This window comes from Bradymonas sediminis (assembly GCF_003258315.1).
Taxonomy (GTDB): Bacteria; Myxococcota_A; Bradymonadia; order Bradymonadales; family Bradymonadaceae; genus Bradymonas; species Bradymonas sediminis.
On record NZ_CP030032.1, the window covers coordinates 4,507,647 to 4,526,464 of the forward strand.

The following is an 18,818-nucleotide window of genomic DNA, read 5'->3' on the forward strand; positions in this document are numbered from 1 at the left end:
AATCAAAGCGATGTGCAGGCTCAGCGGACCAATTTCTCGAATTTACGATATTCTTCCGCGCTCGTCTCGTCCCCGAGCTTTGAGTAGGCCTCGGCGAGTTGCCCGTGGACCGCAGGGTCAAACGGGTTGATGCGCGCGGCCTCTCGCAGATACTCCAGCGCCTTATCGTATTGCTTGAGCATCAGCGCCGCGCTGCCCATTTGAATCCAAATCTGGACATAGTCCGGATAGGTCTTATGGACCGGCTCGAGCATCGCGAGCGCTTCGGCCGCGCGTTCATCCGTGAGCAAACACTGCGCCCGGCGCGTCTGAAGCATCGGATTCTTATCGCCCAGAAGATGCGCGGCTTTGTCGTACTCCACCAGCGCCGCCTTGCAACGGTCGCGCGCCTGCATCAATTCACCAAGCTGCATATACTCACGCGCCCGGGGTATTTCAATCTGATTGGCTTCGGACTCCGACTTTTTTTCGTCCTTAAAGACAAGCTTTTCCTCATAGCCATCTTCGTCCGGAAGGTCCGGCACCTGGCGCGTCTTCAGATACGCCTTCCACTCGCGCTCAAACGTCGGAAACGGCTTGCCGATTGTCTGCGCGAACGCCTGGCGAGCGTCGAGCCCCTCATTCACCGCGTCGAGCAACTTCTCGAACGCATCGGCGCCGACCTCTTGTTGCAGATATTCCATCACGGTGAAGACCTCCGCGAAGGCTACCGCGGCGTCCTCCTGGCTGGGGAGCTTCGCCATCGACGGGTGCATCTGCTCGAAGGTAATCAGGTCGTTCTTCTTAAGGCGTTTCTTGAGCAGCCCCTCGGAACTCGGCGCCAGACGATGCGCGTCAGGCCCGCGCCAGCGGCGCTCCAAATACTTCGCCAACCCCTCGTGCATCCAGATGGGCACGCGATTTCGGGTCTTCGCGCTGATGACATAATGCACATATTCATGCACCACCGTGTCGACCCAGCCATAGCCGCGCAAAAGCGCGCGCGGGCTGGTCACCATCAGTCGATTATATTTGCAAAGCGCGATGGTCCCGGAGGTGCGAATCTCTTCCTCGGACAGCGACGAAACCTTCGCCAGCACCGAGGTCTGCGGGTAAATCTCAAGGCGAATCGGGGTCGGCGGGCGAAAGCCCAGCTCCTCACCAATCTCATCATAGGCTCGGTCGAGCGCTTCGCCCGCGAAGGGAACCAACACGCGGTCTTTTCCCGGCGGCACGAAGATCTCGAAATACCCCTTCGGGCTCGTGTATTTCACGTAGTCTTTGGTGACCTCGCCGGTCGACGCCACCAGCTCGCGCAGCATGCTCCAATGCTGCGGCAGGTTATCCCCGAAGCCCGCGTTCGCGATGGCCTGGTCGAGGATCTCAAGGGCCTTTTTATAGTCGCCATCAAAGAACTCGTAGCGCGCCTCCAGATAGAGAATATCGGGGTTCGTGCCGCGGTGGCCTTTGAGCGCGTCGAGCCCCTGGCGCGCCTCGCGCATCTGCCCGGCCGACAGATATTCGTTGATATCGGTGAGCGTGCTCATGCGAACCGCCGTCGCCGGCGAGGTCTGCGCCTCGACCGTCGAAACGCTCACCAGCGAAAAACAAAGCGCCAGCAATACCCCGAGCAACACGGCAGAAGCGCGGCGAGGAGTGCGGGAAATCATGGTCGTCTCCCCTAAATTTTTGACCCTGAAGTTGCGCATACTCACTCCATAATCGACTTGTAGTAGCGCTCGATTTCGCTTTGATATCGGTCGAGTTTTTCCTGCTTCATCGCGTCCATCACGTCGTGTCGCAGCTGCTCGCCGGCGTGCTTGCCGCTCTCTTCGGGAATCTCGACCTTTTGCTTGGGCGCCGACTGGCCTTTTTGCTTATTGCCCTGGCGCTCCTTTTGAACGACCTCTTTCATCTGGTCCTGCAGCTTGCCGAGTTGGTCGAGAGCCTGGCGCTCGTGGTCGAGCCCGCGCTGGGTTTGTTGGTTCTTCAAACTCTCCGCGGCTTGCTCCATCGTCTGCTTCGACTCCTCAAGTTTGGGCGACAACTTCTCTTCGAGCATCGGGAAGCGCTCGCCAGATTTGCCGATCTTCTGCTGGAGCTTCTCGGCCTTCTCGACGATCTGCTGCTGCTTGGAGGCCAGCTCATTGAGCTGCTGCTGGTCCATCTGCTTGAGCTCTTTTTGGGCCTCGTCCATCAACTTCTCAATCTCATCGACCATCGCGTCGGCCCGGTCCGAGACCGCCTGATTCTCGCCGCGAAGTTCGTCGATCTGGCGCTTTAATTTCTCCGAATTGGTATAGCGCCGCGATAATTCGAGGCTATATCGCGTCTCCTGAACCGCGTTCGAGGTCTCGCGCGCGCGCTCCAAACTCTGGGCAATATCCTTGTCCTGCAGCATCTTTTTGAGGTCACCGAGCGCCTTCTGGCTCTTCTCGATCCGCTGTTTATGCGGCATCTCGGTGGCCTTTTCGGCCATCGACTTCAGCGATTGCTCCTGCGACGCGACCTGGCGAAGCATCTGCTTGGTGAAGGCGTCGAGCGTCTTCTCAATATGCTCGCGGCGCTTCTCGATCATCTCCTTATTGAGCGCGTTGGTGTCTTTCTCGAGGCTCGCCTCGGCCTGGCGAATATCCTCAAGGTCGTCCATCAATTCGCTGACCTTCTTATCGAGCTCGCTCAAGCCCTCGGGCTGCGCCTTCTCGAATTGGTCGTCCATCTTCTCGTCCAGAGAGTCGAGGTTCATCTCGAGCTCCTCCAGAGCTTTAAGCGCGCCGTCGATATCGTCGTTCTCGAGCATCTCTTCGATATTCGAGAGATTATCGGCCATCTTATGGGTATCCGATTCGAGCTGCTGCTGCTCGATGGCGTCCATATTTAGATGCTCCTGGGGCAACTCCTGAATCTGCGAGCGCATGCGGCTCATCAGCTCATTCATGCGCTGGCGAAGGCGCTGAATATCGCGAAGAATCGCCTTCTTAAGCTCGGGGTCCTGCGTGTCCTTATACTCCTGGAGCAAGGTCTTGAGGCGCTCTTTGAGCTCCTTAATCTCCTCAAGGCTCGCCTGCACCGCCGCCATCTTCGCGCTGGCCAGAAGCTCACTGAGGCGCAAAATGCCGCGCTCGAAGACGTCTTCGGCCTCGCCCGCGTATCTGGCCAACGGCCTGGCGTCTCGGGCCGCGAGCGTATCGGTGTCGGCCCGGCGGTTGGCGGTCTTGATGACCTTCTCGCCCTTCTCGGTTAATTGCGCGAGCTGGGCCTGAAGGGCCTCAAAAAGAGTGCGATTGCGCTCAATCATCAGCGGATCTTTTTTCAGCTTCCCGGCGAGGTCGTCCATCGCCGCGACAATGCGCTTCTGATTCTCTTGAAGGCGCGTGATTTGCTGGAGTCGCAGATAGAGTTCGGCCTCGTCGGCGTCCGGCTTAACGCGCTGCACCCAGGCGTCGTTGGCGCGCGCAACGCGCTCTCCGACCGGGTTCGACAGATAGTCCGCCAGCACCTCGATCATCGCGTCGAGGATGACCTTCTGGGCCTCCATATTCTGGCGATGCTTATCCTGCGGGCTCGACACGCGAAGGTGCAGCGGCTTGCTGCGCCCAATCCCCGGGCCGGTCATCGAGTTATTATCGACGGCCTCAAAATAGAAGATAAGCCCGTCTTTGGGCTGAAGGCTCAGCGGCCCAAGGTCGAATTTAACCTCTCCCCGGGTCTCGCGCGGCATATTGGCGAGCTCGGGCAGGTCGATTTTAGTGCGCTTGGCGTTCTCGGGATCACCGGCAAAATGCCAGACCTTCCAGACCGACTCGACCCCGAAATCGTCCGACACCTCAAAGCTAATATCGAGGATATCATCCGGGCTGACTTCGACCTGGCCGGCGTGTGAGGGGGTCAAAATCTCGGGCGTCTTGTCCGGAACAATTTTGATATGGCGTTGAATACCGTCTTCGACGACCGTCCCGTCTTCCAGAGTCGCCCGGAAGAAATAGACGCCGGGTTGCGTGGCAACAAAAGTAGCGCGCATCGGATGTCTTGGCACCAATTGAAAGACCCCGGGCGGGCCTGCCTCGCCGGGCGCTCGTTTTCGCATCAAGACGGACTTCGTGCCGGATTCAGCGTCAGCCGAGTCATCATTGTCTTTGGCCGGCGCCTGCCCCTGAGTCTCGATCACCAATTCCATCTGCGCGACATTCTTAAGCAACGAATTCGCCTCGATGGTCACTTCGGTGCCGATCAACGCCTCGATATAGCCGCTGGAGTTTTGGTCCACCTGGCGGCCAAGATTAGTATAGGTCGGAGGGGTATAATAGACGCTCATCGCGCCCACGATGGGGCGGTTCACCACGGTCGTCGCGCTGCTATCTTCGGCCTGGGCGAAGGGCGAAGTCAGGACCTCGACGGTCCAGGCGCGGTCGAAGGCAAATGGGATCAATAGCAGCGCCAGGCAGGCCGCCAGCGACATCGCCGGGGCGAAGAATTCGCGGGACTCCAAAAGATGCGCGAGGTGGCCGCCTTCGGATTCGGCCAGCATCGTGCGGGTCGTCTCGCGAATATGCGCGCGGGCCATGCCGCGGCTAAACCCAAGCGTCGCGTCGGGCTCGGCGGCCAATATTTTTTCGGCGAATTCGAGCGCCGCCACGATATCGTTTCGAAACGCCGGATGCTCGCGCTGAAGTCGCTTCGCCACCGCTTCGATATCGCCGGCGCCGGCGCGAAAACCAACCCAGGCGACCAGCGCCCCGAGGGAGGCCGCGCCTGCGCCAACCAGCAACATCCAGCGCGTCACCGACGGCAAGAACGCCGGCACCAACGCCGCCGCCAGCACAGCGCTGAGCGCGACCGCGCCCAACGTCACCGAATACCAGAGCGCGCCCTCTAACAGGATCGGGCGGCGCCACGCGCTGCCCGTGCGGCGCAAGATCATACGCATCGCGTTGAGATCTTGCTCAAGCGAGCGCAGCTCTGCGTCGCCCTCGACCGACTCGGCTCCCTCCTGCTGATTTTGCACGTCTTCGAAATCTTCGGCCATGCGCCAAAATATCCGTCGTAGGTTTTCGCTGCGTTTCGTTGCGTTAAAAGCGATTCATTCGTATGCGCGCCGGCGACGCCAATGCCGCCCAACTTCAACGCTAATCAGCCCCGAGTTTAATCCCTCGCCGCTATTTGCCGCCAACTTATACCCGACTACTTCAGGTATTGCAGCGCCCCAGATTTCAAGGCCTCGGGGTCCCAGCCGCTCTCATTGCGCAATTGCGCCTGCGGATAGGTGCAATACAGCCCCGCCATAAGCGCGGAGGGGCGGTGGTTGCCCGATTTATTGATGCCGCCAAAGGGCAACCGACTCGACGCGCCGCAGGTAGAGCGATTGAGATTCAGTATCCCGCTCTTTAGGCCGTAGGCCATCTCCTCGAAGCGGGTCTCGTCCGCGCTAAAAACGCTCATCGCCAGACCGTATTCCGTGGCGTTCGCCACGCGCACGGCTTCCTCATCCGAGTCGACCGTATAGATCACGACATCGGGGCCGAATAATTCCTGCCCCTGATGCGACCCGTGCAGGTCGACCGATTTGGCCAACCAGAGCGAGGGTTTCACAAAATATCCGTCGAGTTCCTTGCAGGCGCGCCCGCCCTCGAGGAGAAGGCTCAGATTACCACCTTCGGTGTCGCTCTGCGCCTTAATAAACGCCTCGTATCCCGCCTTGCTCGCCAGGGCGCCCATAAAGGGCGGGGCGTCGGGGTTTGCCAGCGCATCGCCGACGGTGATGCGCCGGGAGACATCGCGCAGGGAGTCGATAAAATCGTCAGCGACTTCGCGGCGTACGACGACGCGACTCGTCGCGCTGCAACGCTGCCCGGCGGTCAGATACGCCGCCAGCGCAACCTCGTGGGTCGCCTGGGCGAGGTCGGCATCTTCCAGAATTATCGACGTGTTTTTGCCGCCCATTTCGAGCGCCAGCAGCTTCCAATGATGCTCGGCGGTCGCGCGTTTGATGGCCATGCCGGTCGTCCACGAACCCGTAAACAGCACGCCATTGACGCCGCGATGCCCGGCCAACTTCGCCCCAACTTCGCCCGGTCCCTGCACGAGGTTAAGCACACCGGCCGGAAGACCAGCCTTTTCTGCACATTCGAAATAGAGCTGCATGCACCCGGGGGCCATCTCGGAGGGCTTGACCACCACCGTATTGCCGTTAACGAGCCCCGGAATGATATGCCCATTGGGAAGATGCAGCGGGAAGTTAAACGGCCCGAAGACGCCCAGCACGCCCAGGGGTCGGTAGGTCCAACGCCCACCCTCAAGCCCCTTCGGAAACACGTCCCGGGTCAACTCCAGCCCCTCGCCGCACATAATATCGATCTTCGCGGTGAGCGCGCCGGCCTCCGTGCGCGCCTCCCACAGCGGCTTTCCAACTTCGCGCGCGATGGCCACGGCGAGCTCTTCTTTCCGCTCGGCGAGCGCCTCCTGAAAACGCATCAGGTGCGCGATGCGCCCCTCGCGGCCGAGCCGATCCCAGGCCGGCAGCGCTTTTTGGGCCGCGGCGACCGCGTCATCGACCGCCGCGCTCGACCAGGGCCCCTCAAAAACCGTCTGCGACACCCGACACGGATTCTCCCGCTTCAGCGTGCCTTCGCGCGCCTTAACCGGCTGCCATTTTCCTGCAATATAGTTGCCTTTATAATCGATCATATTTATCGCTCTTTTTGAGATTCGACGCGTCGGGTATCGACGATGATTAGATTTATTTTACGCGACTATTTTGCAGCGTCCCGGGCGGCCATGATCGGCACTGCGTGGGCGTGAGGAGCCCGATTACTCCGGGCTCCGCGGCTCAATTGAAGATCACATATTGCTTTAAAAAATCGAGCGCGGCGTTGTAATAATGCTCGATATTCTTCGCCTTGCGCCAGCCATGCCCCTCGTCATCATAGACATGATATTCGTGCGGGACACCGCGCTGCTTCAGAATATCGACCATCATCTCGGCCTGGTTGGGCGGCACGACCTTGTCGAGTCCGCCCTGGAAGATAGCCACCGGGTCACTGATATTCTCGGCGTTAAATAACGGGGAGCGCTCGCGGAAAATGTCTCCGTCCTCGGGGAGAACGCCGACCAGGCAGTCATTATAATGGGACTCGAATTTATGGGTCTCCATCGACAGGGCGAAGAGGTTCGAGATGCCGTAGCGGCTGATGCCGGCGGCGAAGGTGCCGGGGTTTGCGACCAGTGATTGCAGCACCGTGTAGCCGCCGGCGCTGCCGCCCGAGATGACGATGCGGTCGGGGTCGGCCAGGCCCTCATCGGCCAGGAACTTCGCCGCGCTCTTGGCGTCGGCGATGTCAAAGACGCCCCAATTTCCCTTGAGCGCGTGGCGATATTCGCGCCCATAACCGGTGCTTCCGCGGTAATTGACCTCGAGCACCGCGAAGCCGCGGGTCGCAAAGAACTGACTCGCCGGCGAATAGCTCGCGACGCTCTGCGCGGTCGGACCGCCGTGAATCGTGATAATCGCCGGCGGCTTGCCGTCGGAGTGATATTTGGGGTTCGTCGGCGGATAATAATTACCGAATATTTCGATATCGCCGGAGCCCTCGCCGGCCGACCAACTCACCGGCTTCATCTCGGCGAGTTCGCTCGGGTCGAGGCGCTCACCAGAGGAGTGACGCTCGACACAAGCTTCTGATTTCCCAACGGAATCCCAACTTACAACCCGCGTCGGGATCCGGCTCGACGACGCAAGCATCGCCAACTCGCCGCTCTTCGAGATGACCGGTTGCGCGAGGTAACGATAGTCCTTGAGCGCCTCGACGCTGCTGAATTTTCCGTCGAGCGAGACATCGAGAAGGTCCATCTCGCCGCGTTGATTTCGGATGGCGAAGAGGCCGCTTCCGTCGGGTTTCCAGACATACGCGCGCAACCCCTGAACCCATCCGGGCCCGCCGATTTCGAACTCGCCATGGGTCAATTGGCGCTGCTCTCCGCTGTCGATATCGTAGAGGTAGAGCTGCCACCAACCGTCCGCGTCGGAGATGAAGGCGAGCGTTTTTCCGTCAGGCGAAAACTCCGGCTGCATCAGGGCGGCCGGGACGTCGGCGGCAATCTGCTTCGAGGATTTGAGCGTCAACCCACCGGGGCCAACTTCGACCTCGCCGAGGTGCAATTCGGTCTCATCCCAGGGCATATTCGGGTGATTCCAACTGACCCAGGCGATCTTATTGGAATCCGGCGACCAGGTCGGCTGCATATAGAAGTCAGCGCCGGTGACGAGCTTTTGAGGCCAGTTTTTGCCATCCGCGTCGACCACGGCGATGATGTCATTTCGCTGGTCGGTGTGGACGAAGAGGACCCATTTTTGGTCAGGCGAGACGGTGGGCGAGGCGGCGCCGCCGTTCGACGGGGTAAGCGGGCGAGGCTGGCCGTGGGCGATGGCGCTGCGATAGACGCGACCGTTAGAGGCGGCAAAATACACATCTTCGCCGCGCACGCTGAAGTCGCCGCCGCCGTAGCCGACGCCCGCCGAAACGCGCAGGTCGCGGGTGATATCGCGAGGCGCGCGGTCGGGGTGGGCGCCGCGGGCGACCAGCACCGAGTGGCCGTCGCGCGATTCGAGCCACACAAGGGTGCCGTCGTCGGCCCACGCGACGTCTTTGAGGCCGAGGTCGCCTGCCATCGCGCTGGAGGAGAGGTTGCTTGACCAGAGTCCGTAGGGTTTTGCGCTCGTCATGGTAGTTCTTTTGTCTGAGAGTGAAGTTGCTAAGCCGCCGCGACACTACTGACGAATGGCTACATGGTCATGTCGGGCGCGAGGTTTTCAAAGCGAGTGATGGGGCCGAAGAAGCGCAGCTTAACCGAGCCGATCGAGCCGTTACGGTGCTTGCCGATGATGATCTCGGCGACGCCCTTCTCTTCGGTGTCGGGGTTATAGACCTCATCGCGATAGATGAAGGTGATGATATCGGCGTCCTGCTCGATAGCACCGGATTCACGCAAGTCGCTCATCATGGGGCGCTTGTCGGCGCGGGATTCAACACCACGGTTGAGCTGGGCCAGGGCGATGACCGGGACGTTGAGCTCTTTGGCGACGGCCTTGAGGTTTCGCGAGATCTCCGAGATCTCCTGCTCACGGCTGCCGTTCGGGCCACCGCTGCCGCGCATCAACTGCAAATAGTCGATGAAGATAATGCCGATATCATGCTCGGCTTTGAGGCGGCGGCATTTGGAGCGAAACTCCATGATCGGCAGGGCCGGAGTGTCATCCAAGAAGATCTGCGCCTCGCTCAGCGAGCCGGCCGCCTTGATGAGCTTCGCCCATTCCTGGTCGTTCATATTGCCGCGGCGCAGCTTCGATTGGTCGACGCGCGCCTCACTGCAGAGCAGACGAATGGCGAGCTGCTCGTTGGACATCTCAAGGCTGAAGAAGACCGCCGGGATGCCGCGGCTGATCGCTGCGTGCGCCGCCATATTCAGCGTAAAACTGGTCTTACCCATCGCGGGACGCGCGGCGACAATGATGAGGTCGGAGCGTTGCCAGCCCGCGGTCATCTCGTCGAGATCGGCAAACCCGCTGGGCACACCGGTGATATGCTCGCTCTTATTATAAAGCGACTCAATCTGGGTGAACGCGCTCTGGATGACCTCGCGCATCGAGGAATAGTCTTTTTTGACGCCCGACTGGGTGATGGCGAAGAGCTGGCGCTCGACTTCATCCATGAACTCGGTGACGTCGGGGACGTCGGCGTAGGCGTCCTGGACCAGGGTGTCCGCGGTGGCGATGAACTTTCGCAGGGCGGACTTTCGCCGCACGATTTCGCCGTATTGCGCCGCGTTGGCGGCGGAGGGAACCGCGTTGGATAGACGCGCCAAAAAGCTCGGGCCGCCGACGGCTTCCAGGCGGTTCTCGGCGGCGAGGTGGTCGGCCAGGGTGATGACGTCGACCGGCTCACTTCGCCGGTGCAGATCCGCCATTGCCCGGAAAATATGGCGGTGCGGTTCGCGGTAGAAATCCTCGACCGACAGACGGCTGAGGATCTCATCAAGGACGCGGTTATCCAGCAAAATGGCGCCGAGCAGGCTTCGCTCGGCGTCCTCATTATGCGGGGGCACGCGGATCGTGAGATCAGCGGATGGGCGTGTTGTGGGGGCTTTCATGGTTATTCAACGGTCATATAGTCGTTGCGGATCAGATAGACGACATCCTGCAACGTTTCCAGATCGCTGGCAGAGCTGCGGTTGAGCACGCGCGAAACCGAACCGAAGTTCAGGACCAGTTGAATGGTATCGAGCAACTCGGGGGTCAGGTCGCGCAGCGGCGCCTCAAGTGGCTTATTGATGCGCAGGCTCGCGCTCAAATCGGGGACATCGTCGCCGAGCGCCATAATCTCATCGAGCTGGCGCATGCTCTCCATCAAGAGGTTCTCGATGGACGCGTCGAGCTCGTCTTCGAAGACCTCGTCGGAGACCGGCTCCAACGAGAAGGTTCCGGTGCGCCAAGAGAGGATGCGATAGAATGCCTTGTCGGGCGCAAGCTCGGGGTCATCGTTGATCGAGGCGTAATAGACGCGCCCCTCGCGCAGATAGATCTTCGAGACGTCGACTTCGGTGCGAATCACCAGGACGCCGGATTTTCGGCTGGTCGAGAAGAGCTGCAAAAGGTCGGGCAGCGGGACTTCTTCGATGAGGCCTGCGATCGAGCCGGTCAGCGTCGCGCCGGTGGTGCGGTTCGCCTGGGGCATCTGGTCCTGGGGGTTGGCGCCCATGCCGGCCGCGTTGCCCGCGCCGACCTGGTCACGGTGGACCAACTTAATAATATTGGTCCCGATCAGCACACGGTCGCCCTCGCGAAGGCGCGCCTTGCTGATCTTTTCTCCGTTAACGAAGGTTCCGTTGGTGCTCCCGAAATCTTCGATCTCCAGGGTCCCGGATCGAGCGCTGATCCGCGCATGCTTGCGCGAAACCATATCCTCGACCAAAACCATATCAAGTTCACTCGAGCGCCCGATTAAAATCTCGGAGTTCTGCTCGAGAGGGAATTCTCCCCCTTGATATTTACCCGAAATAAATTTCAGGACGTATTGCCCAGCTTGCTGTTGACTCAATGTAACCTCTCCTCAATCGCAGAAATCGAGGACCGAACTGTATATTACTTAAAATGCGGCAAAATCGCCTGAAAATTTCACTTCTATCCGCGCGGATACGCAAATGATTTCTTTGCACTTCGCGCGTTAAATTCTACGGGTCCACCCCTATCAACATCAAGTTACGCAATGGTCTATAAAGCGTCAAGATTATTGACAGCTCCGGCGCAATGACTCGAAAATCGAAGCTTCTGTAGAAATTCGCTCGGCTTTTCAGCGTCTGCGATCCGCTCCATACTCTAAGCACCAGACAATATTCCCTAACAGACAAATAGGCTTGCGAGCAATCCGCAACATTGGATTTACGCTGATATTGGGTCCCAAACGGGCGAACTTTACGCTTCATACGAACATTATGAAATTTTTCTACGAAGAGTTCGCCAAAACGGCGGGAATTCTGCCCGAGGATGTCGCGGTCTATGGCGCCATTTTCGGGATGCTCCTGGTCGTCATCGGGCTTATTCTACTGCCAAAACTGCTCGCCGCGCTTCGCATGCCTGACGGTGGAGAGCTGCGCCTATCCCCGACCCTGGCCGAAGATGTGCTCGACTTCGACCTGAGCGAGATTTACCAACGTAGCCTTGCGCTTGACGCACAATTATTTAACGCGAAGCACGACCTATCGCAAGGAGTTATCACAACCTTAAGCGGAGCCGACGCGCGACCACAGGTCGGAGCAACGGGGAGCACGCTGGGCCGAGCGCTGCGTAAATGGGCCGTGCGCGCCCAGGCTGAGCGCTTCGCCAGGCGCGCCGGGAGAGCACGTCCGCCACAAAAAAACGAGCCTCCGGCGGCGGAGGCTCGTCTTGAGCGAATGAATCAAGTGCTCGATGAGGCGCTATCCCTTGATGCTACGTCGTCCGATATCTACCAGGTCCTGGATGAATTGACCTGCGAGGTTGAGACCGCTCGCCGGCAGATGGACGCAAGGGCCGCGGGCGACGATATCGCCCGCGGCCCGGCTGGTGCTGATTAGAAATACATCAGCAGGTTGACGCCGAATTGGTTGCTGGTCGCGCCGAAGCCACCGTCGCTGGTCACGAAATTCGGGTCATCGAAGGCGAAGCGGCTGTGCAGGTAGCGCGCGCTGACGCCGAAGTCCTCGCCGATACGAAGGTCTGCGCCCAGGCCGAGGCGAAGCGAAGCGCCGACCGAGGTATCCTCCACGGCCGAGTCGCTCAGGCCGTGCAGGCCGGCGCCGACCAGCGCATAGGGCTCGAAGAAGCTGATGCGCGGCTGCAGGCGAATGTCGAGCGAGCCGCCGTACAGGGACAGGTCGCTATTGCCCGTCTCCGGCTCATAGGCGCCGTAGTGCAGGCCGAACTCACCCGAGGCAATCCAACCCTTGACGCCAATGCCCAGGTTGAAGTCCGCGCCGGTGGCCGACTCGGTGCCGACTTCGTCCGCGCTGAGCCCGGCCATGCCGAGTCCCAGGGTCACGTAGGGGTCGGCAATCATGGTCGAGCGGCCGCCAACTTCGTGGTGGGTCTCGACGCGGGTCGTCGTGCCGCCGGAGTAGCGCGTGCTGCTCGAGTAGCTGTCGCTGCCGTAATAGGTCTCCCCGGAGTAGTAGCCGGAGTCGCCACCGTAATAATAGGTGTCCCCCTCATAATAGTCGCCGCCACGATTGCGCCGATTCGAGTCGCGACCGTAGTAGGTGTCGCCGCCGTAATAATTGCCGCCGCGATAATTGGGTCTGCGACGGTCATTATAGACGTTGGTGCCGCCAATAACGGTGGTGCTATTGCTCGTATTATTGGTCGTGTTGTTATTAACGGTCGTATTGTTGGTGGTGTTATTCACGGTCGTATTATTATTGACCGTGGTGTTGTTATTGGTCGTGTTCCCGCTGCCGGTTCCCGGGTTGGAGGGGTTGGTCGGGGTCGGGGTCACGGTCGGTCGAATCGGTGCCGTCGGTCGAACGGGCGTGGTCGGACGCGTCGGCGTCACGGTCGGACGCGTCGGGGTCACGATCGGCGTCGTGGGACGGTTGGTCGACGTATTCAGGTCGAAATTATCGTTTCGATCGATGGGCGTGGTCGGACGCGTGGGCCGCGGCGTCTTCCCAGGAGTGGTCGGGCGCGTGGGCGTCGTCACGGGATTGCGCGGCGTCTTCGTCACCGGGGTGGTCGGGCGAGCGGGGCGCGGTGTCTTCGTGCCGGGAGTCGTCGGACGCACCGGCGTGGTCGGACGCACCGTCGGCGTGGTCGGACGCACCGTCGGCGCGGTTGGACGCACCGTCGGCGTGGTCGGACGCACCGTCGGCGCGGTTGGACGAACCGGAGTGGTCGGACGCGTCGGCGTCGTCACAGGATTTCGCGGCGTCTTCGTCACCGGCGTGGTCGGACGCACCGGCGTGGTCGGACGCACCGGCGTGGTCGGACGCACCGGCGTGGTCGGACGCACCGTCGGCGTGGTCGGACGCACCGGCGTGGTCGGACGCGTCGGCAAAGGACGGTTAGACGAGTTATTCAGGTCGAAATCATTATTTCGACCGATGCCGGTATTGGTCGCCGGATTGCTCGGGCGCTTTGTGGTGGTCGGCGTAGGGCGACGAACCGGGGCCGACTGAACGGGGCTGCGCGGCGTCTTGGTCGTCGAAGAAGACGTGGCCGGGCGCCGAGGCGTCTTCGTCGTCGGACGCGCGGTCGGCGTGGGACGCGCGGTGGTCGGACGCGCGGTCGGCGTGGGACGCGCGGTGGTCGGACGCGGCGCGACCACCGGAGACGCCGTGGTCGGGCGACGCGGCGTTTTACTATTAGACTTCTTCTTCTTCGTCGTCGAAGTCGAGCGACTCGTCGGCGCCTTCTTCTTCGCGGGTTGTTTTCCCGAACGATTCGAAAGGGACGATTTGCGCGCCTCGAAAGGATTGGCCTCTGCCGTTTGTTCGTGGACAAGCACCGACGCGGGCAATGCCAGAGCAAGGGCCAATAATATCGTTGAAATTCGTGTCGTGTACATATCCATAATCTTTTCTCCTGGCGAGTGATTCGCGGTCTCACATGCTTTGACACCCTACACGATGAAATATTCAAAGTGTAATGCACAGTCTCTGCAAAAACCGCGATCCCCTCCCTAAACGATCGCCGTGTCTCCATGCAAATCGCCGAGTCATCGAGTTCTTCCCTGGCTCGCCGTATACCCCCAACTATCCCGCTATCGTTATCTGGCCTAAACACGAGCGAATATGGAGCAAGCCTACTCCAACCGGAGCCCTCTTTATCCAGAGTTGCGCTCCCTTTTCTCATCTTTCTAGCAAAAACAAGTAAATTTTGGGCTGAATACCCAAAAATTGCGTTGAAAATACGGGAGTTAAAGCATAATGAAGCCGTCGAGCCGATCAATTTCGACCCGCGAGTCGGAGATGGCTTTATTGTTGCATATACATGGGGCTGCCAAACGCCGAGTGCCTCCAGGGCACTATTTTTGCGCGAGGAACCCAAAGCATTAACTTGACCCCATCGTGTCACTTATGCGAATGTCCGCGACTTTTGTGTGATATTTTTTGTCATCTCACACAAATCAGCGTAACAACGAAGTGATTTTGACAGTTTCGCCCGTCTTCAAGCGGCGCGTTTTCTGATTAAAAAAACGATTAAAACCGACCTGAAAGTATCCAGAGGGACATATGTCCAGTTTGAACTATCGACTACGGGCGAAAAAATCGGAAGATAACGCACCTGCGTTGCGCGAAGTGCGCGCTCGCAAAGCGATTGAGGTAGCGCCTGCAGTCCAGGCACTCACCCCCTATATTGCGGTCACCAGCCAGGCAGCGATTGAAGCTCGGCCCAACGGTGAGACGACGTTCAAACTTGATTGGAACGAATCAACCATAGCTCCGAGCCCTCGGGTACATGAGGCGATTCTGGCTCATCTTTCGAGCCATCGCGACCTGAATTGGTATCCCCAATTGGGAAGCACCGACCTTGTGGACGCGTTGCAAAAGTATACCGGAGTGTCCGGCGAGCATATCCTCGCGACCAACGGTAGCGACGACGCGCTCCAATTGATCTGCAATACCTATCTGTCCGAGGGCGACAAAGTCGTCGCTCCGGTTCCGACCTACAATCACTTTCTGGTCTTCGCAGAGAGCCGCGGCGCCGACATCACGCGTGTTTGCGCTGACACCGCGTTCACGTCCAATATCGAAGGCATTCGCGATGCGATGTCTCAGGACACCCGGATCCTCTATTTGGTCAGCCCCAATAACCCGACCGGCGTGGTTCTCGACCCGAAAGATGTTGAAGCCCTGTGCCAGGACTACCCGGAAACGCTGATCATTCTGGACGAAGCTTATTTTGAGTTCTCGCAGGTCACCGGCATGCCCCTGGTGCGCGAGTACCCGAACCTCATCGTCACTCGGACCTTTTCTAAAGCGTTCGGCCTTGCGAGCCTGCGTGTTGGTTATTTGGCCGCCGATCCCCGAATCATCGAGGGTCTGAGCCGAATCTATAACCCCAAGAGCGTCAACGCCCTTGGCCAGGTTGCCGCGGTTGCCGCGCTCAGTGACCTTGATTATCTCAATGACTTTTTGGCCGAAGTTCGCGCTTCCAAAGAACTCCTTCGCGAATTCTTCGCCTCCAAGAACGCCGACGCCCAGATTACCCCGGCCAATTTTGTGGTCGTGCGCGTCGATAATCTTCCGGAGACGCTTCGCGCACTCGAAGCTCGTGGCGTCTATGTCCGCGACCGCTCCGGCTATCCCGGCCTCAAAGATTGCCTGCGCATGAGCGTCGGAACCGTTGAGCAGACCGAGAAGCTTATCGAACGCCTCGCCGAAGTATTCTGAGAGCGACTTGATTTGAGCCCTCGCAGAACACACCGGCGATCGGGCATCAAATATAATAGAAAAGCCGTCATCTTTTATAAGGATGACGGCTTTTCTATTTGAGGCTCGCCGGCTCGAATCTCTCCGAGCCGGCCCTTGCTCAGTTGCGCAGAAGGTCCGCACGAATCTCGGTCTCTTTGGGCTTAATAATCGAGACCAACATCTTCTCGGGGGTCAGATATTTATCGACCACCGCCTGCACATCGGCCAGCGATACCGCGCTGATGCGCTCCCCATATTCAAGCTCACGCTTATATCCAAGCCCGTAGAGCTCATCGAGTCCAACCGAAATCGCGCGCGCCGAGTTGGTCTGAAGACCAATATCGTGGCTTCCCGCCAGATAGCGCTTGGCTCGCCCGACCTCTTCCTCGGTGATGGTGCCCTCGCGCAACTTCTCAACTTCACTCACGATACCGGCATAGGCCTGCTCTAGCTTCTCGGGGCTCGTGCCAATCACGATAACGAAGGCGCTGACGTCGAGCCCCACGATCGTGCGCGCGCCCACGCTATAGGCGAGACTTTGGCGGTCACGAAGTTCATAAAATAAACGGCCGCCCTGGCCCGACAGAACCGCATTGAGCACGCTCAGCGCATCTTGTTCCGCGTCACCAAGATTCGGCGCCTTAAAGCCCACGATCAGATGCGCCTGTTCCTTCTGAAGGTCGCCTACCACCAGGCGAGCGCCATCCAACTCCGAGGGCTCCGGAATTTCGGGAGCAGTCCCCTCAGTCACCTCGTATCCGCTAAAATAGCGCTCGCTGAGTTGCTGCACCAGTTCTGCGTTGACGTCACCGACCACGACAATCACCAGGTCGCTCGGGCGGACCAATTCCTTATAATAGGCGCGAATGTCTTCAACCGTCAGGCTCGAGACCGACGCTTCGCTCCCCGTCGTGAGCATCGAATAGGGATGGGGCGCAAAGAACGCCTTATAGAATTGCTCGAAACTCACCGTGCCGAGTTCATCTCGACGGCTGCGGATCTGCTCTATCTGAAGTCGCTTTTCGCGCTCGAACTCCTCTTCAGGAATGGTCGCGTCGAGCAGACAGCCCGCGAAGACCTCGAAGCTCGACTCGAAGAACTGGCTCAACCCCGACATCGCGATGCCGAAGGAGTTCCGACCGCCCATGCCGTGCAACGAACCCGCCATCGACTCGACCCGGTGTGCGATTTCAGTGGCCGACCATTGAGTGGTTCCCTTGTCGACCAAATTACTCAAGAGGTTCGTGATGCCATTATTCTCAGCGGTCTCATAGCGCACGCCGCCCATGCTAAGCGCGCGGATCGAGAAGGTCTCAACGCTATGATCTTCCTGAATAATGAGCGTCGGCCCGTCCGGCATCTCGATGCGGACAAACCCCTCCTCGTCAAGTTCGATCGGCACCGTCTGGTGCTGAGAACTCGCCAACGCATACCCAGCGCGCGCCGCCTTCTCGAGCGCGGCCGTATCGATGCTCCCGTGGGATTCGGGATGCGATAGCACCACGGTGCAATTCTCGGGGGTCAGATATTCGCGCGCGACGCGTCGAATATCCGAAGGGGTCACCTTGGCCAGCGCGGCGTAATATTTTTGCTCATAATTCGGGTCCCCCGTGACCATCAGGCTTCGCCCAAGCTTCATCGCCTGGTTCTCGACGGTCTGCTTGCCGTAGATCTCGGTGCTCTCAATGATGGTGCGCGCCCGCTGGAGGTCGACGTGGCTGGGGCAAATATGACGGAAGCGGAAGACCTCGGTCATGATGGCCGAGAGAATATCGACGTCATTTCGTGCCCCCTCTTTTGTCGGTGCTTCCGGCAGCTGATAATCCGCCGAGAGCATAAAGAGCCCTGGCTCTTTGGGAGAGTAGGCGCCCGCATAAATCGAGCTCACCAGTTCTTGCTCACGCTGAATCGTCTTAAAAAGATGCGAAGCATCGCCGTACCCCATAATCGCGCCGAGCAGGTCCAGCGCGGGAATGTCCTCATGGGTAGCGTGCGGAATATGAAAACCCGCGCGCAGATGCGCCTGGTTTATCTCAGCGCTGCCGGTCCACGCGCGAAATTCCCGCTGCTCGGGCTCAACCGCGCGCTCCCTGGGTACGTAGTTCCCCTGCTTGAAATCCTTGAAATATTTATCCACCAGCGCGCGCGCCTGGTCGAACTCGAAGTCGCCGGCCAGGACCAACATCATATTCTCGGGCACATAATGCTTATGGAAGAAGGCGAGCACATCTTCGCGCTTGAAGGAATCGACCGATTCGCTGGTCCCGATGACCGGCAAGCGGTAGGGGTGCTCCTGGAAGGCCATCTCAAATAGCTTCAGGCTCGCCTCGCGCGAGGGGCTGTCTTTGCCGCGCTTGATCTCCTCCTGGATGACCTCCAATTCGCGCTCCAATTCGTCCGCCTCAAAGGAGGAGTTCTGGACCGCGTCGGCCAAAATATCCAGGCCCGTCTCAAAGAACCGACTGCTCATCACGACATAATAGCAAGTCTGGTCAAAGGAGGTGAACGCGTTGATATGGCCGCCCGCGGCCTCAACTTCGCGCGCTAATTCCCCGACCTTTCGCCGCGTCGTCCCCTTAAAGAGCATATGCTCGTGCACGTGGGCCAGGCCGGCCTCGAAGGTCTCTTCGTCCGCGCTTCCCACGCCCACCCACACGTTACACGCCACCACCGGGGCGCTCGTGGAGCGTTGCAGCACCACGGTCATCCCGTTATCGAGTTTATAGCGCAGCAAACCGTCCTCATTGGGCCCGTTGGCCGGCGCGCCGGTGTCGCAGTTCGAGGAGGTCGGATTCAGAGAAGCTGCTTGTTGCCGAAGTTTATGCACGTGTTTGCCCTATACTAGAAATCAGACGCGGAACAGATTTTTGAGAACAATCGATTTGGGCCGCTGTATAAAG

Annotated in this window: 12 protein-coding genes; 4 read left to right on the forward strand and 8 right to left on the reverse strand. The window is 59.4% G+C overall.

Features of this window, described 5'->3' with window-relative positions:
- Positions 1–20: 20 nt before the first annotated feature.
- The 6 genes from DN745_RS16985 to DN745_RS17010 form a co-directional block, all read right to left on the reverse strand.
- Complete coding sequence (locus tag DN745_RS16985) at positions 21–1,649, reverse strand: tetratricopeptide repeat protein (protein WP_162687750.1); 1,629 nt, start codon at positions 1,647–1,649, stop codon at positions 21–23.
- Positions 1,650–1,690: 41 nt separating this feature from the next.
- A complete protein-coding gene (locus tag DN745_RS16990; RefSeq protein ID WP_111336712.1) occupies positions 1,691–5,005 on the reverse strand; it encodes a DUF4175 family protein in 3,315 nt (1,104 codons plus the stop codon).
- A gap of 155 nt (positions 5,006–5,160) precedes the next feature.
- Positions 5,161–6,663 carry an aldehyde dehydrogenase family protein gene (locus tag DN745_RS16995; protein ID WP_111336714.1) on the reverse strand — a complete coding sequence of 501 codons (1,503 nt, stop codon included), beginning with the start codon at positions 6,661–6,663 and terminating at the stop codon, positions 5,161–5,163.
- Positions 6,664–6,805: 142 nt separating this feature from the next.
- Positions 6,806–8,698, reverse strand: a complete 1,893-nt coding sequence (locus DN745_RS17000; RefSeq protein ID WP_111336716.1) for a S9 family peptidase — start codon at positions 8,696–8,698, stop codon at positions 6,806–6,808.
- A gap of 59 nt (positions 8,699–8,757) precedes the next feature.
- The gene (gene dnaB / locus DN745_RS17005; protein WP_111336718.1) at positions 8,758–10,122 is read right to left on the reverse strand and encodes a replicative DNA helicase; all 1,365 of its coding nucleotides are present in this window, start codon (positions 10,120–10,122) and stop codon (positions 8,758–8,760) included.
- A gap of 2 nt (positions 10,123–10,124) precedes the next feature.
- Positions 10,125–11,069, reverse strand: coding sequence for a DUF4388 domain-containing protein (locus tag DN745_RS17010; protein ID WP_111336720.1), 945 nt, complete (start codon positions 11,067–11,069; stop codon positions 10,125–10,127).
- A gap of 394 nt (positions 11,070–11,463) precedes the next feature.
- Between DN745_RS17010 and DN745_RS17015 the strand changes: the two genes are divergently transcribed.
- Entirely contained in the window at positions 11,464–12,084 is a 621-nt protein-coding gene (locus DN745_RS17015) for a hypothetical protein (RefSeq protein WP_111336722.1), read from the forward strand.
- On the opposite strand, the gene DN745_RS17020 is transcribed toward DN745_RS17015, so the two are convergent.
- The gene (locus DN745_RS17020) at positions 12,081–13,001 is read right to left on the reverse strand and encodes an outer membrane beta-barrel protein (protein WP_111336724.1); all 921 of its coding nucleotides are present in this window, start codon (positions 12,999–13,001) and stop codon (positions 12,081–12,083) included. The genes DN745_RS17015 and DN745_RS17020 overlap by 4 nt on opposite strands.
- A 34-nt stretch (positions 13,002–13,035) precedes the next feature.
- On the opposite strand from DN745_RS17020, the gene DN745_RS17025 reads away from it, so the two are divergent.
- The 3 genes from DN745_RS17025 (at position 13,036) to hisC (ending at position 15,897) form a co-directional block, all read left to right on the forward strand.
- Positions 13,036–13,680, forward strand: a complete 645-nt coding sequence (locus tag DN745_RS17025; RefSeq protein ID WP_133621913.1) for a hypothetical protein — start codon at positions 13,036–13,038, stop codon at positions 13,678–13,680.
- A gap of 18 nt (positions 13,681–13,698) precedes the next feature.
- Positions 13,699–14,097, forward strand: coding sequence for a hypothetical protein (locus DN745_RS17030; RefSeq protein ID WP_111336728.1), 399 nt, complete (start codon positions 13,699–13,701; stop codon positions 14,095–14,097).
- Positions 14,098–14,736: 639 nt separating this feature from the next.
- Positions 14,737–15,897: a histidinol-phosphate transaminase gene (hisC, locus tag DN745_RS17035; RefSeq protein ID WP_111336730.1), complete on the forward strand. Its 1,161-nt coding sequence runs from the start codon at positions 14,737–14,739 to the stop codon at positions 15,895–15,897.
- Between the two features lie 139 nt (positions 15,898–16,036).
- Here the strand turns inward: hisC and DN745_RS17040 are convergent, their stop codons facing one another.
- A complete protein-coding gene (locus DN745_RS17040; protein WP_133621912.1) occupies positions 16,037–18,745 on the reverse strand; it encodes a M16 family metallopeptidase in 2,709 nt (902 codons plus the stop codon).
- Positions 18,746–18,818: the final 73 nt, after the last annotated feature.

What these genes read in the sequence shown, in the direction of transcription:
- DN745_RS16985 (WP_162687750.1), bottom strand. Translation starts at nt 1,649, where the DNA reads ATGATTTCCCGCACTCCTCGCCGCGCTTCTGCCGTGTTGCTCGGGGTA.
- DN745_RS17015 (WP_111336722.1), top strand. Translation starts at nt 11,464, where the DNA reads ATGAAATTTTTCTACGAAGAGTTCGCCAAAACGGCGGGAATTCTGCCC.
- DN745_RS16995 (WP_111336714.1), bottom strand. Translation starts at nt 6,663, where the DNA reads ATGATCGATTATAAAGGCAACTATATTGCAGGAAAATGGCAGCCGGTT.
- dnaB (WP_111336718.1), bottom strand. Translation starts at nt 10,122, where the DNA reads ATGAAAGCCCCCACAACACGCCCATCCGCTGATCTCACGATCCGCGTG.
- DN745_RS16990 (WP_111336712.1), bottom strand. Translation starts at nt 5,005, where the DNA reads ATGGCCGAAGATTTCGAAGACGTGCAAAATCAGCAGGAGGGAGCCGAG.
- hisC (WP_111336730.1), top strand. Translation starts at nt 14,737, where the DNA reads ATGTCCAGTTTGAACTATCGACTACGGGCGAAAAAATCGGAAGATAAC.
- DN745_RS17000 (WP_111336716.1), bottom strand. Translation starts at nt 8,698, where the DNA reads ATGACGAGCGCAAAACCCTACGGACTCTGGTCAAGCAACCTCTCCTCC.